16 protein-coding genes are annotated in these 15,071 nt (G+C 68.5%); 14 read left to right on the forward strand and 2 right to left on the reverse strand.

Annotated features, from left to right (window positions below):
* From KV396_RS12880 to KV396_RS12900, 5 genes are all read left to right on the forward strand, one after another.
* Complete coding sequence (locus KV396_RS12880) at window positions 1–1,305, forward strand: homoserine dehydrogenase (RefSeq protein ID WP_247955967.1); 1,305 nt, start codon at window positions 1–3, stop codon at window positions 1,303–1,305.
* The gene (gene thrB / locus KV396_RS12885) at window positions 1,302–2,237 is read left to right on the forward strand and encodes a homoserine kinase (protein WP_247955968.1); all 936 of its coding nucleotides are present in this window, start codon (window positions 1,302–1,304) and stop codon (window positions 2,235–2,237) included. Before KV396_RS12880 ends, thrB begins: the two co-directional genes overlap by 4 nt.
* A gap of 168 nt (window positions 2,238–2,405) precedes the next feature.
* Window positions 2,406–4,337: a transcription termination factor Rho gene (rho, locus tag KV396_RS12890; RefSeq protein WP_247955969.1), complete on the forward strand. Its 1,932-nt coding sequence runs from the start codon at window positions 2,406–2,408 to the stop codon at window positions 4,335–4,337.
* Window positions 4,338–4,348: 11 nt separating this feature from the next.
* Window positions 4,349–5,428: a peptide chain release factor 1 gene (gene prfA / locus KV396_RS12895; protein ID WP_247622789.1), complete on the forward strand. Its 1,080-nt coding sequence runs from the start codon at window positions 4,349–4,351 to the stop codon at window positions 5,426–5,428.
* Window positions 5,429–5,460: 32 nt separating this feature from the next.
* On the forward strand, window positions 5,461–5,880 hold the full coding sequence (locus KV396_RS12900) for a phage holin family protein (RefSeq protein ID WP_247955970.1): 420 nt from the start codon (window positions 5,461–5,463) through the stop codon (window positions 5,878–5,880).
* Window positions 5,881–5,886: 6 nt separating this feature from the next.
* Here the strand turns inward: KV396_RS12900 and epsC are convergent, their stop codons facing one another.
* Together epsC and cysK are read right to left on the reverse strand one after the other, a co-directional pair.
* Complete coding sequence (epsC, locus tag KV396_RS12905; RefSeq protein ID WP_247622787.1) at window positions 5,887–6,450, reverse strand: serine O-acetyltransferase EpsC; 564 nt, start codon at window positions 6,448–6,450, stop codon at window positions 5,887–5,889.
* Window positions 6,451–6,460: 10 nt separating this feature from the next.
* Window positions 6,461–7,399 (reverse strand): cysteine synthase A, encoded by a 939-nt coding sequence (gene cysK / locus KV396_RS12910; protein WP_247955971.1) that lies wholly within the window; start codon window positions 7,397–7,399, stop codon window positions 6,461–6,463.
* A 100-nt stretch (window positions 7,400–7,499) separates the two neighbouring features.
* Here cysK and prmC point away from each other — a divergent pair, with 100 nt between their 5' ends.
* The 9 genes from prmC (at window position 7,500) to atpA (ending at window position 15,059) form a co-directional block, all read left to right on the forward strand.
* Window positions 7,500–8,360, forward strand: coding sequence for a peptide chain release factor N(5)-glutamine methyltransferase (gene prmC / locus KV396_RS12915; RefSeq protein ID WP_247955972.1), 861 nt, complete (start codon window positions 7,500–7,502; stop codon window positions 8,358–8,360).
* Between the two features lie 38 nt (window positions 8,361–8,398).
* Window positions 8,399–9,124, forward strand: coding sequence for an L-threonylcarbamoyladenylate synthase (locus KV396_RS12920; RefSeq protein WP_247622784.1), 726 nt, complete (start codon window positions 8,399–8,401; stop codon window positions 9,122–9,124).
* Window positions 9,121–10,290 carry a glycosyltransferase family 4 protein gene (locus tag KV396_RS12925; RefSeq protein WP_247622783.1) on the forward strand — a complete coding sequence of 390 codons (1,170 nt, stop codon included), beginning with the start codon at window positions 9,121–9,123 and terminating at the stop codon, window positions 10,288–10,290. The genes KV396_RS12920 and KV396_RS12925 overlap by 4 nt, the downstream gene beginning before the upstream one ends.
* Window positions 10,287–10,790 (forward strand): hypothetical protein, encoded by a 504-nt coding sequence (locus KV396_RS12930; RefSeq protein WP_247955973.1) that lies wholly within the window; start codon window positions 10,287–10,289, stop codon window positions 10,788–10,790. Before KV396_RS12925 ends, KV396_RS12930 begins: the two co-directional genes overlap by 4 nt.
* Window positions 10,791–10,913: 123 nt before the next feature.
* The gene (atpB, locus tag KV396_RS12935) at window positions 10,914–11,720 is read left to right on the forward strand and encodes a F0F1 ATP synthase subunit A (protein ID WP_372491578.1); all 807 of its coding nucleotides are present in this window, start codon (window positions 10,914–10,916) and stop codon (window positions 11,718–11,720) included.
* A gap of 46 nt (window positions 11,721–11,766) precedes the next feature.
* Entirely contained in the window at window positions 11,767–12,003 is a 237-nt protein-coding gene (gene atpE, locus KV396_RS12940) for an ATP synthase F0 subunit C (RefSeq protein ID WP_045258877.1), read from the forward strand.
* 28 nt (window positions 12,004–12,031) lie between these two features.
* On the forward strand, window positions 12,032–12,583 hold the full coding sequence (locus KV396_RS12945; protein WP_247632434.1) for a F0F1 ATP synthase subunit B: 552 nt from the start codon (window positions 12,032–12,034) through the stop codon (window positions 12,581–12,583).
* The gene (locus tag KV396_RS12950; RefSeq protein ID WP_247622779.1) at window positions 12,583–13,371 is read left to right on the forward strand and encodes a F0F1 ATP synthase subunit delta; all 789 of its coding nucleotides are present in this window, start codon (window positions 12,583–12,585) and stop codon (window positions 13,369–13,371) included. Before KV396_RS12945 ends, KV396_RS12950 begins: the two co-directional genes overlap by 1 nt.
* 47 nt (window positions 13,372–13,418) lie before the next feature.
* Entirely contained in the window at window positions 13,419–15,059 is a 1,641-nt protein-coding gene (gene atpA, locus KV396_RS12955) for a F0F1 ATP synthase subunit alpha (protein WP_247622778.1), read from the forward strand.
* Window positions 15,060–15,071 lie beyond the last annotated feature (12 nt).

Consider the following 15,071-nt stretch of genomic DNA (forward strand, 5'->3'; position numbering starts at 1 on the left):
ATGGCTGAGTACCGACGACTTCGAGTGGCGCTTCTCGGCGCCGGAGCGGTCGGATCCCAGGTCGCCGACCTCCTGCTGCGCCACGGCGACGAGCTCGCCGACCGCGCGGGCGCCTCGCTGGAGCTCGCCGGCATCGCCGTGCGCGACGTCGATGCTCCGCGCGACGTCGACCTTCCGCGCGAGCTCTTCACCACGGATGCCGAGTCGCTGATCCTCGGATCCGACATCGTGATCGAGCTCATGGGCGGTATCGAGCCCGCACGCACGAGCATCCTGCAGGCGATCGGCTCCGGCGCCGATGTGGTCACGGCCAACAAGGCGCTCCTCGCCACGCACGGCCCGGAGCTCTTCGAAGCCGCCGACCGCGTCGGTGCCTCGGTGCACTACGAGGCCGCTGCGGCCGGCGCCATCCCGATCATCCGCCCGCTGCGCGATTCACTCGCCGGCGACCGCATCGTGCGCATCATGGGCATCGTGAACGGCACGACGAACTACATCCTCGACCGCATGGACACCGAGGGCGCCGACTTCGCCGACGTGCTCGCCGACGCGCAGCGTCTCGGATACGCGGAGGCCGACCCCACGGCCGACGTCGAAGGCTACGACGCGGCGCAGAAGGCCGCGATCCTCGCGAGCCTGGCTTTCCACACCGCCGTGCCGCTCGACGCGGTCTACCGCGAGGGCATCACCACCGTCACCGCCTCGATGATCGAGGAGGCCCGTGCCGCGGGCTTCGTGATCAAGCTCCTCGCCGTGTGCGAGCGCCTCGACGTCGACGGAACCGAATCGATCTCGGTGCGCGTGTACCCGGCACTGGTACCGCACTCGCACCCGCTGGCGTCGGTGCACGGCGCCAACAACGCGGTGTTCGTCGAAGCCGAGGCCGCCGGCTCCCTGATGTTCTACGGCGCGGGCGCCGGCGGAGTGCAGACCGCCTCGGCCGTGCTCGGTGACGTCGTCTCCGCCGCTCGCCGCCACATCGCCGGGGGCGTGGGCGTCGGCGAGTCGACGCGGGCGAACCTGCCGGTCGTGCCCATCGGGCACGTCACGACCCGTTACCAGGTCACCCTCGAGGTCGCGGACGCTCCGGGTGTGCTCGCCACGGTCGCGGGCATCCTGAGCGACGGGGGCGTCTCGGTCGCCACGATCGTTCAGACGGTCGAGGGCGACGAGGAGCCCACCGCGCGACTCATCATCGGCACGCACCGGGCAGCCGAGCAGTCGCTCAGCGCCGCGGTCGCGGCACTCGCCGACAGCTCGGTCGTCGAGCGCGTCGTGTCGGTGCTGCGCGTGGAAGGCGAGTGACGGTGGCGGAAGGGCGCACGATCGAGGTCCGCGTTCCCGCCACGAGCGCGAACCTCGGGCCGGGATTCGACACCCTCGGCCTCGCACTCAGCGTCTACGACTCCCTCGTCGTCACCGAGCTCCCGGCGGGTGAACTCGACATCGAGGTGTCGGGTTCGGGTGCCGAGGAGATCCCGCGCGATGCGTCGAACCTGATCGTCCGCACGGTCGAGCACGTCTACGCCGATGCCGGCCGGTCGATGCCGGGTCTGCGGATCGTGGCCGAGAACGGCGTGCCGCACGGCCGCGGCCTGGGCTCCTCCGGCGCGGCCGTGGTCGCCGGGGTCCTGATCGCGAAGGGCCTCCTCGCCGGAGACGTCGAGATCGGCGACTCCGATCTGCTGCGACTCGCGACCGAGCTCGAGGGGCACCCCGACAACGTCGCGCCCGCCCTGTTCGGCGGCCTGACGATCGCCTGGATGAGCGAGCGCGGCGCGCAGCACAAGAAGCTCCTCGTGCACCGGGGCGTCTCGCCCCTCGTGCTCGTGCCGGCGTACACGATGTCGACGTCGCAGGCGCGCTCTCTGCAGCCACCGCAGGTGTCCACTGCGGATGCCGTGTTCAACGTGTCGCGTTCGGCGCTGTTGATCGCGGCGCTGACGCAGAGCCCCGAGCTCCTCCTCGACGCGACCGCCGATCGGCTGCACCAGGATTACCGCGCCGAGGCGATGCCCGAGACTCAGCGGCTGGTGCAGGCCCTGCGTGCGGCCGGTTTCGCCGCCGTGGTGTCCGGTGCCGGCCCCAGTGTGCTGGTGCTCGCCGACGGGCCGGGAAGCCGTCAGGATGCGGTCGAACTCGCCGGGCGAGTGACCGACACTCCGTGGGAATCCCTCCTGCTCGCCGTCGATGTGCGTGGTGGTACAGTGGGGGATCGAGCGGAGGGCTCCACGTAACGTCTTCGTGAATCTGGCCCCATTGCAACTCTTGCAAGACCCGCACGTCCAACCTCATGGCACAAGTGCCCAGGCCGGCTGGCGCCGAGCGTCAGCCCGTGCGAACGCGCGCAGCACCCGTTGCGCGTGTGGACCGCTCACTACCCCCGAGAAATAGAGGGAGTACTCGTGGAGAACTTCTCCGAGACCCAGAACGACCAGGCCGCCCCGGTCGTCGATGCCCCGGCAGCAGCCGGCACCGACGCATCCGCTGAGGCGGCACCCGCCCGCAAGCGCGCACCGCGACGTGCGACGACGGCGACCGCCGCGGCGAAGGCCGAGAAGGCGGCAGAGGCCGCGCCGGCCGCCGATGCGGCACAGGCCAAGGCAGATGCCGCAGGCGACAGCGCCGAGGCCGCTCCGAAGGCCAAGGCGCCGCGCCGCAGCCGCGCCAAGAAGGCGGATGCCGAGGCTCCCGCCGCGGAGTCCGCGGGTGAGACGCCCGCTGCGGAGAAGGCTGCCGAGAAGGCGGCTCCCGCCCAGGCCTCCGACGAGAAGTCGACGGAGAAGCCCGCTGACGCCGGCGCTGCGGATGCTCCCGCCGAGCAGGCCCCCAAGACCACGGGACGCGGTCGCCGCGCACCGAAGAAGACGGCGGAGTCCGACGCTTCGGCCGCCGACGCCCCTGCCGCCGATTCCGCTGCCTCCGACAACGCTCCCGCCGCGGACAACGCCGGTGAGGGTAGCGACGGCGGAGACGAGCAGAGCGGTCGCGGCCGCAACCGCAACCGCAGCCGCAACCGCGGACGCGGCCAGAACGGCACCGGTGCCGCGCAGGAGCAGCAGGCGCAGCCCGCCGGCGACGACGAGCAGGGCGGCAACGGCCGCAACCGTCAGCGCAACAAGCGCCGCGGCAACGCGCAGACCGACGAGTTCGACACCGAGATCGGTGAGGACGACGTCCTGATCCCGGTCGCCGGCATCCTCGACGTGCTCGACAACTACGCCTTCGTCCGCACGACCGGTTACCTCGCCGGCCCCAGCGACGTCTACGTCTCGCTCGGGCAGGTCAAGAAGTACAACCTGCGCAAGGGCGACGCGGTCGTCGGCTCGATCAAGCAGCCCCGCGAGGGCGAGCAGCAGGGGCGCCAGAAGTACAACGCCCTGGTCAAGGTCGACTCGATCAACGGGCTGTCGATCGACGATGCCGCCACGCGCGTCGAGTTCGGCAAGCTCACGCCGCTCTACCCGCAGGAGCGCCTGCGCCTCGAGACCGCGCCCGAGAAGCTCACGCAGCGCATCATCGACCTGGTCGCGCCGATCGGCAAGGGCCAGCGCGGCCTGATCGTCGCGCCGCCGAAGGCCGGCAAGACGATCGTCCTGCAGCAGATCGCCAATGCGATCGCGCAGAACAACCCCGAGGTCCACCTCATGGTCGTGCTCGTCGACGAGCGCCCCGAAGAGGTCACCGACATGGAGCGCACGGTCAAGGGCGAGGTCATCGCCTCGACGTTCGACCGTCCGGCCGAGGACCACACCACGGTCGCCGAGCTCGCCATCGAGCGTGCGAAGCGCCTGGTCGAGCTCGGTCGCGACGTGGTCGTGCTGCTCGACTCGATCACCCGTCTCGGCCGCGCGTACAACCTGGCGGCTCCGGCTTCCGGCCGCGTGCTCACCGGTGGCGTCGACGCGTCGGCGCTCTACCCGCCCAAGCGCTTCTTCGGCGCCGCGCGCAACATCGAGAACGGCGGATCCCTCACGATCCTCGCCACGGCTCTCGTCGAGACCGGCTCCAAGATGGACGAGGTCATCTTCGAGGAGTTCAAGGGCACCGGCAACAGCGAACTGCGCCTGTCGCGTTCGCTCGCCGACAAGCGCATCTTCCCGGCCGTCGACGTGAACGCGTCGAGCACCCGCCGTGAAGAGATGCTGCTCTCCTCCGACGAGGTCAAGATCACCTGGAAGCTCCGTCGCGCCCTCGCCGGCCTCGACACCCAGCAAGCCCTCGAGGTCGTGCTCGGAAAGCTCAAGGAGACGCAGTCGAACGTGGAGTTCCTCGTGCAGATGCAGAAGTCGATCCCGACCCTGCCCGCAGGTTCGCACGACAACAACATCCGCTGAGCGGAGAGTCCGTGTTCGAGTCCGTCCAGGCTCTGATCGACGAGCACCGCCGGGTCCAGGAGGAACTCTCCGACCCGGCGGTGCACGCCGACGCCGCGCGTGCCAAGCGTGTGAACCGCCGCTATGCCGAGCTGTCGCGCATCGTCGCCGCGTACGAGGCGTGGGTCGCGGCATCCGACGACCTGGATGCCGCGCGCGAGCTCGCTCGTGAGGACGAGGCCTTCGCGGCGGAGGTCCCCGGACTCGAGGCCGGACTGCAGGCCGCGCAGGAGAAGCTCCGGCGACTCCTCATCCCGCGTGACCCGGATGACGCCCGTGACGTGATCATGGAGATCAAGGCGGGGGAGGGCGGCGCCGAGAGCGCGCTCTTCGCGGCCGATCTGCTGCGCATGTACGTGCAGTACGCGGCGTCGATGGGATGGAAGACCGAGCTGCTCGAGCGCAACGAGTCCGACCTCGGCGGCTACAAGGACGTCCAGGTCGCGATCAAGGGCTCCTCCACCGACCCGGCGCAGGGCGTCTGGGCGCACCTCAAGTACGAGGGTGGTGTGCACCGCGTGCAGCGCGTGCCGGCGACCGAGTCGCAGGGACGCATCCACACCTCGACCACCGGTGTGCTCGTCTTCCCCGAGGTCGACGAGCCCGACGAGATCGAGATCAACCAGAACGATCTCAAGATCGATGTCTTCCGCTCTTCGGGGCCGGGTGGGCAGTCGGTCAACACGACCGACTCCGCGGTGCGCATCACGCACGTTCCGACGGGCATCGTCGTCTCCATGCAGAACGAGAAGTCGCAGCTGCAGAACCGCGAGGCGGGAATGCGCGTGCTCCGTGCGCGGCTGCTCGCGAAGCAGCAGGAGGAGCTCGATGCGGCGGCATCCGATGCTCGCCGGTCGCAGATCCGCGGCATGGACCGGTCCGAGCGGATCCGCACCTACAACTTCCCCGAGAACCGCATCGCCGATCACCGCACGGGATTCAAGGCGTACAACCTCGATCAGGTGATGGACGGCGCGCTCGGACCGATCATCGAATCGGCGATCACGACCGACGAAGAGGCCCGGCTCGCCGCCGTCGGCACCGAGTCCTGATCCGCACGCCGCCGGAGCGCTAGGCTCGGCGCGTGATCACATTCCTCTTCCGCACCCTCATCTACATCCTGTCCGCGGGGCTCGGGCTGATCGCCGCCGATCTCCTGCTCGACGGGTTCCAGATCGAGTGGTCGAAGTGGTGGGGCTTCGTGCTCTGCATTCTGATCTTCGCGCTGCTGCAGAGCATCCTCTCGCCGTGGATCAGCAAGATCGCCGACCGCTACGCGCCGGTGCTGCTCGGTGGAATCGGCATCTTCTCGACCCTGGTGGCGTTGATCATCGTCGTGCTGCTGCCCATCGGGGGTCTGCGCATCGTCGATGTCACCGGCTGGTTGCTCGGAGCGGTGATCGTCTGGCTCATCACGGCGCTGGGCACGGTGCTGCTGCCGCTGATCTTCCTCAAGCGCCGAGTCGGCGACGCGCGCGAGAAGCGAGATCGTCGCACACGCTGAGCGGACTCAGATCGAGTAGTCCGGCACGGTGAGCAGCGCGCGCGTGTCTTCGCCGCCCGCGCGCTGACGCGGCTTGGCCGGGACGCCGACGAGCACGCTGTCCGCGGGCGCATCCCGGGTGACGACGGCGTTCGCTCCGACGAAGGAGTGCGCCCCGATCGTCACGGGTCCGAGGATCTTCGCTCCGGCTCCGACGGCGACACCGTCGCCGAGTGTGGGGTGGCGTTTGCCGGTGGAGCGCGAGCGCCCGCCGAGCGTGACCCCGTGGTAGAGCATGACGTCGTCGCCGATCTGCGAGGTCTCGCCGATCACGACGCCCATGCCGTGGTCGATGAAGAAGCGGCGGCCGATCCGAGCCCCTGGATGGATCTCGATGCCCGTGAACCAGCGGGCGAGCTGCGAGTTGGCGCGTGCGAGGAAGCGCAGCCGCCGTCGCCACAGCGCATGCGAGACGCGGTGCGCCCAGATGGCATGGAGTCCGGGGTACAGCAGTGCGACCTCCGCGGCGCTGCGGGCCGCGGGATCGCGGAGCCGGGCAGCGGCGATGTCCTCGCGCATTCGACCGATCATGCGGTGGTCGTCAGTCCTCGCGCAGGTCCGCGAACAGCGCGGTCGACAGGTAGCGCTCCCCGGTGTCGGGAAGGACGACGACGATGTTCTTCCCCGCGTTCTCGGGGCGGGAAGCGACCTGCAGAGCTGCCCACGTCGCTGCGCCGCACGACATGCCGACGAGGAGACCCTCGCGGGCGGCCAGCTCCCGAGCCACCCGGATGGCGTCGTCGAACTCGACGGGGATCACCTCGTCGATCACCTCACGATCGAGGATCGCGGGGACGAAATTCGGCCCGATGCCCTGGATCTTGTGCGGGCCGGGGTGGCCCTCGCTGAGCATGGGGGAGTCCTTGGGCTCGACGGCGATGACCTGCACACCGGGCTTGGCGGCCTTGAGCGCCTGTCCGGTGCCGGTGACGGTGCCACCGGTGCCGACTCCGGCGATGAAGATGTCGACCTCGCCGTCCGTGTCGCGGAGGATCTCCTGTGCGGTGGTCTCACGGTGGATCTGCGGGTTCGCGGCGTTCTCGAACTGCCGCACCCACACCGCGCCCGGGGTGTCGGCGACGATCTGCTTCGTGATCTCGATCGCACCGCTCATGCCCTTGGTCGGGTCGGTGAGGACGATCTCTGCGCCGAAAGCCTTGAGCAGCACACGGCGCTCCTTCGACATGGACGCGGGCATGGTGAGGATCACCTTGTAGCCACGCGCTGCCCCGACCATCGCCAGGGCGATGCCGGTGTTGCCGCTGGTCGACTCCACGATCGTGCCGCCCGGCTGCAGTTCACCGGATGCTTCGGCGGCGTTGATCATCGCGATGCCGATGCGGTCCTTCACGCTGGAGGCGGGGTTGTAGTACTCGAGCTTCGCGAGGACGGTGGCGCCGAGGCCCTCGGTCACGCGGTTCAGACGGACCAGCGGCGTGTTGCCGAACGCGGTCGTGATGTCGGAGTGGATGCCGGGCATGGAGGAGCCTTCCTGTGCGGGTCGCTTCGCTCTCAGCCTATGGGAGGGGTGCGGGGGAGAGGGCAATGTGACACCCGGCGGGCGCTCTACGCTGGAGATCATGCCCGACACGTCTTTCGCCGCACTCGTCCGTGCGGCCGCTCAGCGCCTCGCCGATGCCGGTGTGACCGATCCACTCGTCGACGCGGAGCTCCTGGTCGGTCACGTGCGGGGTCTGCGTCGCGGCGAGGTGCAGGCGGCCGTCGTACGAGGCGACGTGATGAGCGACGCGGATGCCGAGCGGCTCGATGCTCTCGTGACGCGCCGGGAGTCGCGGGAACCCCTGCAGCACATCACCGGCACCGCGCCGTTCCGGCATCTCGAGCTGGCCGTGGGCCCCGGGGTGTTCGTCCCCCGACCCGAGACGGAGATGGTGGTACAGCACGCGATCGACGCGCTCCTGCACGCACCCGATCCGCAGCCGATCGGCATCGATCTCGGCACGGGGAGCGGGGCGATCGCACTCGCGATGGCGACCGAGGTGCCGCACGCGCGGATCTACGCCGCGGAGCTCTCGCCCGAGGCGCACGCGTGGGCGAGCCGCAACACCGCCGATGCCGAGAACCTCATGCTGGTGCTCGCCGACATGGCGGATGCCTTCCCCGAACTCGCCGGTGCCGCCAGCGTCGTCATCTCGAACCCGCCGTACGTGCCGGACTCGGCGATCCCGCGCGACCCCGAGGTGCGCCTCTTCGACCCGGCGATGGCGCTGTACGGCGGCGAGGACGGTCTCGATCTCGTGCGCGCGCTCAGCACCAATGCTCTGCGGCTGCTCCGTCCCGGCGGGCTGCTGGTGATCGAGCACGGCGAACTCCAGGGGGCCGAGATCCGCGGCATCCTCGAGCGCGACGGCTGGCGTGCCGCGGCGACGCACCGCGACCTCACCCTGCGCGACCGCGCCACCACGGCCATCCGCCCCTGATCCGCTCTCTCGGCGGCCTCCCGTAGAATCGGAACGACATGTCCTCCATCTTCGACTGCGGCGACGAGGCGCAGCTGCTCGCCGGTATGCGCCATGCGCGCCAGGCGATCGGCCGCGGCGAACTCATCGTCATGCCCACCGATACCGTCTACGGCGTGGCCGCCGACGCCTTCTCGCCCGCTGCCGTGCAGCGGCTGCTGGATGCGAAGGGACGGGGGCGCGATCAGCCGCCGCCCGTCCTCATCGGCACCAAGGAGACGCTGACGGCTCTCGCGGAGTCGGTCCCCGAGCCGGTTCAACGCCTCGTCGACGCCTTCTGGCCCGGCGGGTTGACCATCGTGCTCCCTGCTCAGCCCTCGCTCGTCTGGGATCTCGGCGAGACCCGGGGAACCGTCGCCGTGCGGATGCCCGAGGGGCGCGTGGCGCTGGAGCTGCTGGCCGAGACCGGACCGCTCGCGGTCTCGAGCGCGAACCTCACGGGTCAGGCCGCAGCGATCTCGGCCTTCGACGCCGAGAAGATGCTCGGCGACAGCGTCGCCGTCTACCTCGCAGACGGAATGAGCCGCGACGGTGTGGCCTCGACGATCGTCGATGCCACCTCGCTCGTGCGTCCGCCGGCGGATTCGGATGCCGGACGCGTGCGCATCCTGCGTGACGGGGCGATCAGCCGGGAGCAGCTGGAGGAGGTGCTCGGCGATCTGCTCGAGCCCGCCCCGGAGCCGGATTCCGCGGCGCCCGCGCCTCGACAGGACGGGGATTCGTGAAGCAGTACCTCTTCACGATCATCCTGACCGCCGCGATCACCTTCGTACTGACCTGGGCGGTCCTGCGGGTGAGCCTGCGGTTCAAGCTGTACCCCGAGATCCGTGATCGCGATGTGCACACACGTCCCACTCCGCGGCTCGGCGGGGTCGCGATCTTCCTCGGCATCGCCGCCGCGATGGGGATCTCAGCAGCGAACCCCTTCTTCCAGAGCATCTGGATGCCGCCGCAGACGATGTGGTCCATTCTCGGAGCCGCACTGCTGATCGCCGTGATCGGCGTTGTCGACGACCTCTGGGACCTCGACTGGATGATCAAGCTCGGCGCGCAGTTCCTCGCGGCCGGGATCCTCACGATCGGCGGAGGGCTGCAGATCCTCTCCCTCCCGTTCGGCGATCTCATCGTCTTCTCGAGCTGGCTGAGCATCACGATCACGATGTTCGCGATCGTCGTCGTCATGAACGCCGTCAACTTCATCGACGGCCTCGACGGCCTCGTCGCCGGGGTCTGCCTCATCGCCAACGGCGTCTTCTTCGCCTACTCCTACATCTTCACGCGCGACTCCGGCGCCTCGAGCTACTTCAACCTCTCGACCTTCATCGCCGCCGTCCTCATCGGCGCCTGCATCGGTTTCCTGCCCTGGAACTGGAGTCCGGCGAAGCTGTTCATGGGCGACTCGGGCGCACTCGTCCTCGGCCTGCTGATGGCCGTCTCCGCGATCTCCCTCACCGGGCAGATGGATCCCTCCGCGCTCGACCCCGAGCGTCTCGGGCGTTCCCAACTGCTCGGTGCGTTCATCCCGATCCTGCTGCCGCTGATGGTGGTGCTGCTGCCGTTGCTCGATTTCGGCCTGGCGGTGCTGCGCCGCATGCATGCCGGCAAGTCGCCGTTCTCGCCGGACCGCAAGCACCTGCACCACCGTATGCTCGACCTCGGTCACCGCGACCGTGATGCCGTCCTCATCTTCTACGCCTGGACGGCGGTGATCTCGCTCGCCGTCCTCCTCATGTACGTCGGAGCCCGCGAGGACTGGCCGGGCCAGTACCTTCCCGGTGTGGGCTTCGGTGTGGTCGGGATCGCGGCCTGCCTGGTTCTCACCCTGAAGCCCTCGCGACGTGCGATCGCCGCAACCCCCGACTCCGACCCGACCCCCGTGGAGCCCTCATGAGTCCGAACCCCGTTTCCAGCACGCCGATCCTTCGACGCACTCTCATCTGGTCGGGAGCCGCCACCGTGGTCCTCGCGATCGCCGCGGCGGTCGTGGGCTACCTCGTCGGGCAGGAGAACGGGCTGATCAGCGGCCTGCTCGGTGTGCTCATCGCCGCCGTGTTCCTCGGGATCACCGGTGCGAGCATCCTGATCGCGAACCGATGGTTCGGCGAGCCGCTCTACGTCCAGTTCTTCTTCGCGATCGTGCTCGGCGGGTGGCTGCTCAAGCTGATCGTGTTCTTCCTCGGCGTCATCGTCCTCAAGGACCAGCCCTGGCTCGACCCGGTGATCTTCTTCGTCGCGATCGTCGCCGGCGTGCTGATGTCGCTGATCGTCGACGCCGTCGTCCTCATGACGATGCGCCTTCCGAACGTCAGCGATGCATCGCTTCCCTCGGTCGCGCCGGAGGACGTCGCTCCAGGGGCCCCGACCGCCGACGAGGACCCCCAGAGGTCTTAGGGCCGCCTCATACTCTGATAGTGTTGAAACGTGCCCGCCGCTCGCCCGCGAGCGCTTGCGCTGTGAAGCACACCGACCATCGTCGCCCCGGTTCTGACCGGTGCCCCGAAGCTGGAGCCCGCGCTGTTTAATCTTGCTGCGACCCTGACGCCACGACTTGCCACCGATGACGAGTTCCACGCTCCGTCGATCGCGGAGTTCTTCCCCGATGCGGTGTTCCAGATCGGCGACCTGGTCATCCACCGCATCCACCTGATCCAGTTCCTGGCCACGATCGCGGTCGTGCTGATCCTCTGGCTCGGAACGCGCAACATGCGCGTCGTCCCCGGGCGCTTCCAGAGCCTCGTCGAGATGGGCCTCGACTTCGTGCGAGTGAACGTCGCCGAGGACCTGCTCGGGCGCAAGGACGGCCGTCGCTTCCTTCCGATCCTCGCCACCATCTTCTTCATGGTGCTGTTCATGAACATCACGGGAATCATCCCGTTCCTGAACATCGCGGGTACGAGCATCATCGCCGTCCCGCTGCTGCTGGCCGTCGTCAGCTACGTCACCTTCATCTACGCCGGCATCAAGAAGAGCCCCAAGGGCTTCTTCAAGAACTCGCTGTTCCCGTCGGGCGTCCCCCCGTTCCTCTACATCATCGTGACGCCGCTCGAGTTCCTCTCGACGTTCATCATCCGGCCCGTCACGCTGACCCTCCGACTGCTGATGAACATGATCGTCGGGCACCTGATGCTCGTCCTGTTCTTCTCCGCAACGCAGTTCTTCGTCATCACTCTCGGAGGGTGGTGGACGGCACTCGGCGCGGGCACGCTCGCGTTCGGCTTCGCGTTCACCCTGTTCGAGATCCTGGTGGCGTTCCTGCAGGCCTACGTCTTCACCATCCTCACCGCGGTCTACATCCAGCTCGCGGTCGCAGAAGAGCACTGAGCGGGTCGGCAACAACCGCCTTCCCACCCAACGAAAGGAAAAACCCGTGGACGCAACTACGGTTCTCGCTGAAATCTCCGGCAACATCGGCACCGTCGGCTACGGCCTCGCGGCTATCGGACCGGCCATCGGCGTGGGTATCGTCGTCGGCAAGACGATCGAGGGCGTCGCCCGTCAGCCCGAGCTGGCCGGTCGCCTCCAGGTCCTCATGTGGATCGGTATCGCCTTCACCGAGGCGCTCGCCTTCATCGGCATCGCGACCTACTTCATCTTCCAGTCCTGACAGACACCCTCTGCGATAAGGAGACAGGATGCTGAACGCTCTTGTCACGTACGCGGCGGAGGAGGCGGACCACAATCCGCTCATCCCCGCCTGGTACGACATCATCTGGTCGGCGGTCTGCTTCGTCGTGATCCTGGTCGTCGTCTGGAAGGTGGCGCTGCCCAAGCTCTACACCCTCCTCGACGCTCGCTCCAACGCGATCGAGGGCAACATCGCCAAGGCCGACGAGGCCCAGAAGCAGGCCGAGGCGGCTCTCGAGGAGTACACCCGTCAGCTCGCCGAGGCACGCACCGAGGCCGGTGAGATCCGAGAGGCCGCCCGCGAGGACGGCAAGAAGATCGTCGCCGAGGCCAAGGAAGCCGCTTCGTCCGAAGCAGCTCGCATCACGGCGACCGCGCACACGCAGATCGAGGCCGAGCGTCAGACCGCTCTCGTCTCGCTGCGCAGCGAGGTCGGCACGCTGGCCATCGACCTCGCCGGTGGCGTCGTCGGTGAGACGCTCTCCGACGATGCCCGCGCGACGGCGGTCGTCGACCGCTTCCTCGCCGACCTCGAAGCATCCGAGAAGGCGGCTCAGTAATGGGCAGCGCGACCACTCAGGCACTCGCGGCATCCATCCAGACGCTTGCCGCAGCGAAGGACGTCACCCTCGACACCGCGCGGGAGCTCTTCGCCGCCGCGCACGCCGTGGGCGATTCGTCTCAGCTGAGCGGCGCGCTGGCTGACCCGGCGGCCCCCGCAGCGGCACGGCAGAACGTCGTGACCGCGGTGTTCGGCGGGCTGTCGGCGAACACGCAGGCCGTGCTCAAGACGGTCGTCTCGGAACGCTGGTCCAACGCCGACGAGCTCGTCGACGGCATCGACGAGCTCGCGATCCGCGCCTCGGCGATCGCCGAGGCCGGCGCCGACATCGAGGGGGAGCTGTTCGGCTTCTCCCGCGTCGTCGCCGCGAACCCCGAGCTCGAGCTCGCACTGGGAAGCCGTCTCGGCGGTCAGGACGCGAAGTCGGCTCTCGTCGAGCGTCTGCTCTCCGGAGCGACCAGCGCCCCCGCGGCCCTGATCGTCTCCTCCCTCGTGCGTCAGCCGCGCGGGCGTCGGATCCGTCAGCTCCTCAACCGCGCCATGCGGATCGTCTCCGACCAGCGTGACCGCGTCGTCGCGACGGTCTACAGCGCGAGCGAGCTGAACGACGCGCAGCGCGCCCGCCTCGGCGAAGCGCTCTCGCGACGCTACGACGGTCAGGTGGCGCTCAACGTCGTCATCGACCCGACGATCATCGGTGGTCTGCGCGTGCAGATCGCCGACGACGTGATCGACGGCAGCATCTCCGCACGACTCGCCGACCTTCGCCAGAAGCTCGCGGGCTAACACGACTTCGCGCGGGGAACCGCGCACCCAGATACAAAGGGAAGACAATGGCAGAACTATCGATCAGCCCCGACGTCATCCGTGACGCGCTGAAGGACTTCGCCGCCGCTTACGAGCCCACCGGGGCCGCGGCGACCGAGGTCGGCACGGTCATCGACGCCGCTGATGGCATCGCGCACGTCGAAGGACTGCCCGGTGTCATGGCGAACGAGCTCGTGATCTTCGCCGACGGCACCAAGGGCCTCGCCCAGAGCCTCGACGAGCACGAGATCGGCGTCGTGGTCCTCGGCGACTTCGCCGGCATCGAGGCCGGTCAGGAAGTCACCCGCACAGGTGAGGTCCTCTCCGTCCCCGTCGGCGACGGCTACCTCGGCCGCGTGGTAGACCCGCTCGGAAATCCGATCGACGGGCTCGGCGCGATCGCCACCGAGGCCGTCCGCGAGCTCGAGCTGCAGGCGCCCGGCGTCATGCAGCGCAAGTCGGTGCACGAGCCGATGCAGACCGGCATCAAGGCCATCGACGCGATGATCCCCGTCGGCCGCGGCCAGCGTCAGCTGATCATCGGCGACCGCCAGACCGGTAAGACGGCCATCGCGATCGACACGATCATCAACCAGAAGGCCAACTGGGAGTCGGGCGACGTCAACAAGCAGGTTCGCTGCATCTACGTCGCCATCGGCCAGAAGGGCTCGACCATCGCTTCGGTGAAGGGCGCGCTCGAAGAGGCCGGCGCTCTGGAGTACACCACGATCGTGGCCGCTCCGGCATCCGACCCCGCGGGCTTCAAGTACCTCGCCCCCTACACCGGTTCGGCCATCGGTCAGCACTGGATGTACGGCGGCAAGCACGTCCTCATCATCTTCGACGACCTGTCGAAGCAGGCCGAGGCCTACCGCGCCGTCTCCCTTCTGCTGCGCCGCCCGCCGGGCCGCGAGGCTTACCCGGGTGACGTCTTCTACCTGCACTCGCGTCTGCTCGAGCGTTGCGCGAAGCTGTCCGACGAGCTCGGCGCCGGTTCCATGACGGGCCTCCCGATCATCGAGACCAAGGCGAACGACGTCTCGGCGTACATCCCGACCAACGTGATCTCGATCACCGACGGCCAGATCTTCCTGCAGTCCGACCTCTTCAACGCCAACCAGCGTCCGGCGGTCGACGTGGGTATCTCGGTGTCGCGAGTCGGTGGTGACGCTCAGGTCAAGTCGATCAAGAAGGTCTCCGGAACGCTGAAGCTCGAGCTCGCGCAGTACCGCTCGCTCGAGGCGTTCGCGATGTTCGCCTCCGACCTCGACGCCGCCTCGCGTCGTCAGCTGTCGCGCGGTGCACGTCTGACCGAGCTGCTCAAGCAGCCGCAGTACTCGCCGTACCCGGTCGAGGAGCAGGTCGTCTCGATCTGGGCCGGCACCAACGGCAAGCTCGACACGATCGAGGTCGAGGACGTCCTGCGCTTCGAGCGCGAACTGCTCGACTACCTGCGTCGCAACACCTCGGTGCTCGACACCCTGCGTGAGACCAACGTCCTCAGCGACGACACGGTCGCGGAGCTCGAGAAGCACACGGATGCCTTCGTCCTGGAGTTCCAGGGTGGCAAGGGACACGCCATCGGCGCCCCGGGCCACGAGGAGCACGCCGCTGCGGAGGCAGACGACGTCAACCAGGAGAAGATCGTCAAGGGTCGTCGCGCGTAATCGCGTGAGGTA

The sequence above is a fragment of the Microbacterium galbinum genome, from assembly GCF_023101185.1.
In the GTDB taxonomy this organism is placed as follows: Bacteria; Actinomycetota; Actinomycetes; order Actinomycetales; family Microbacteriaceae; genus Microbacterium; species Microbacterium galbinum.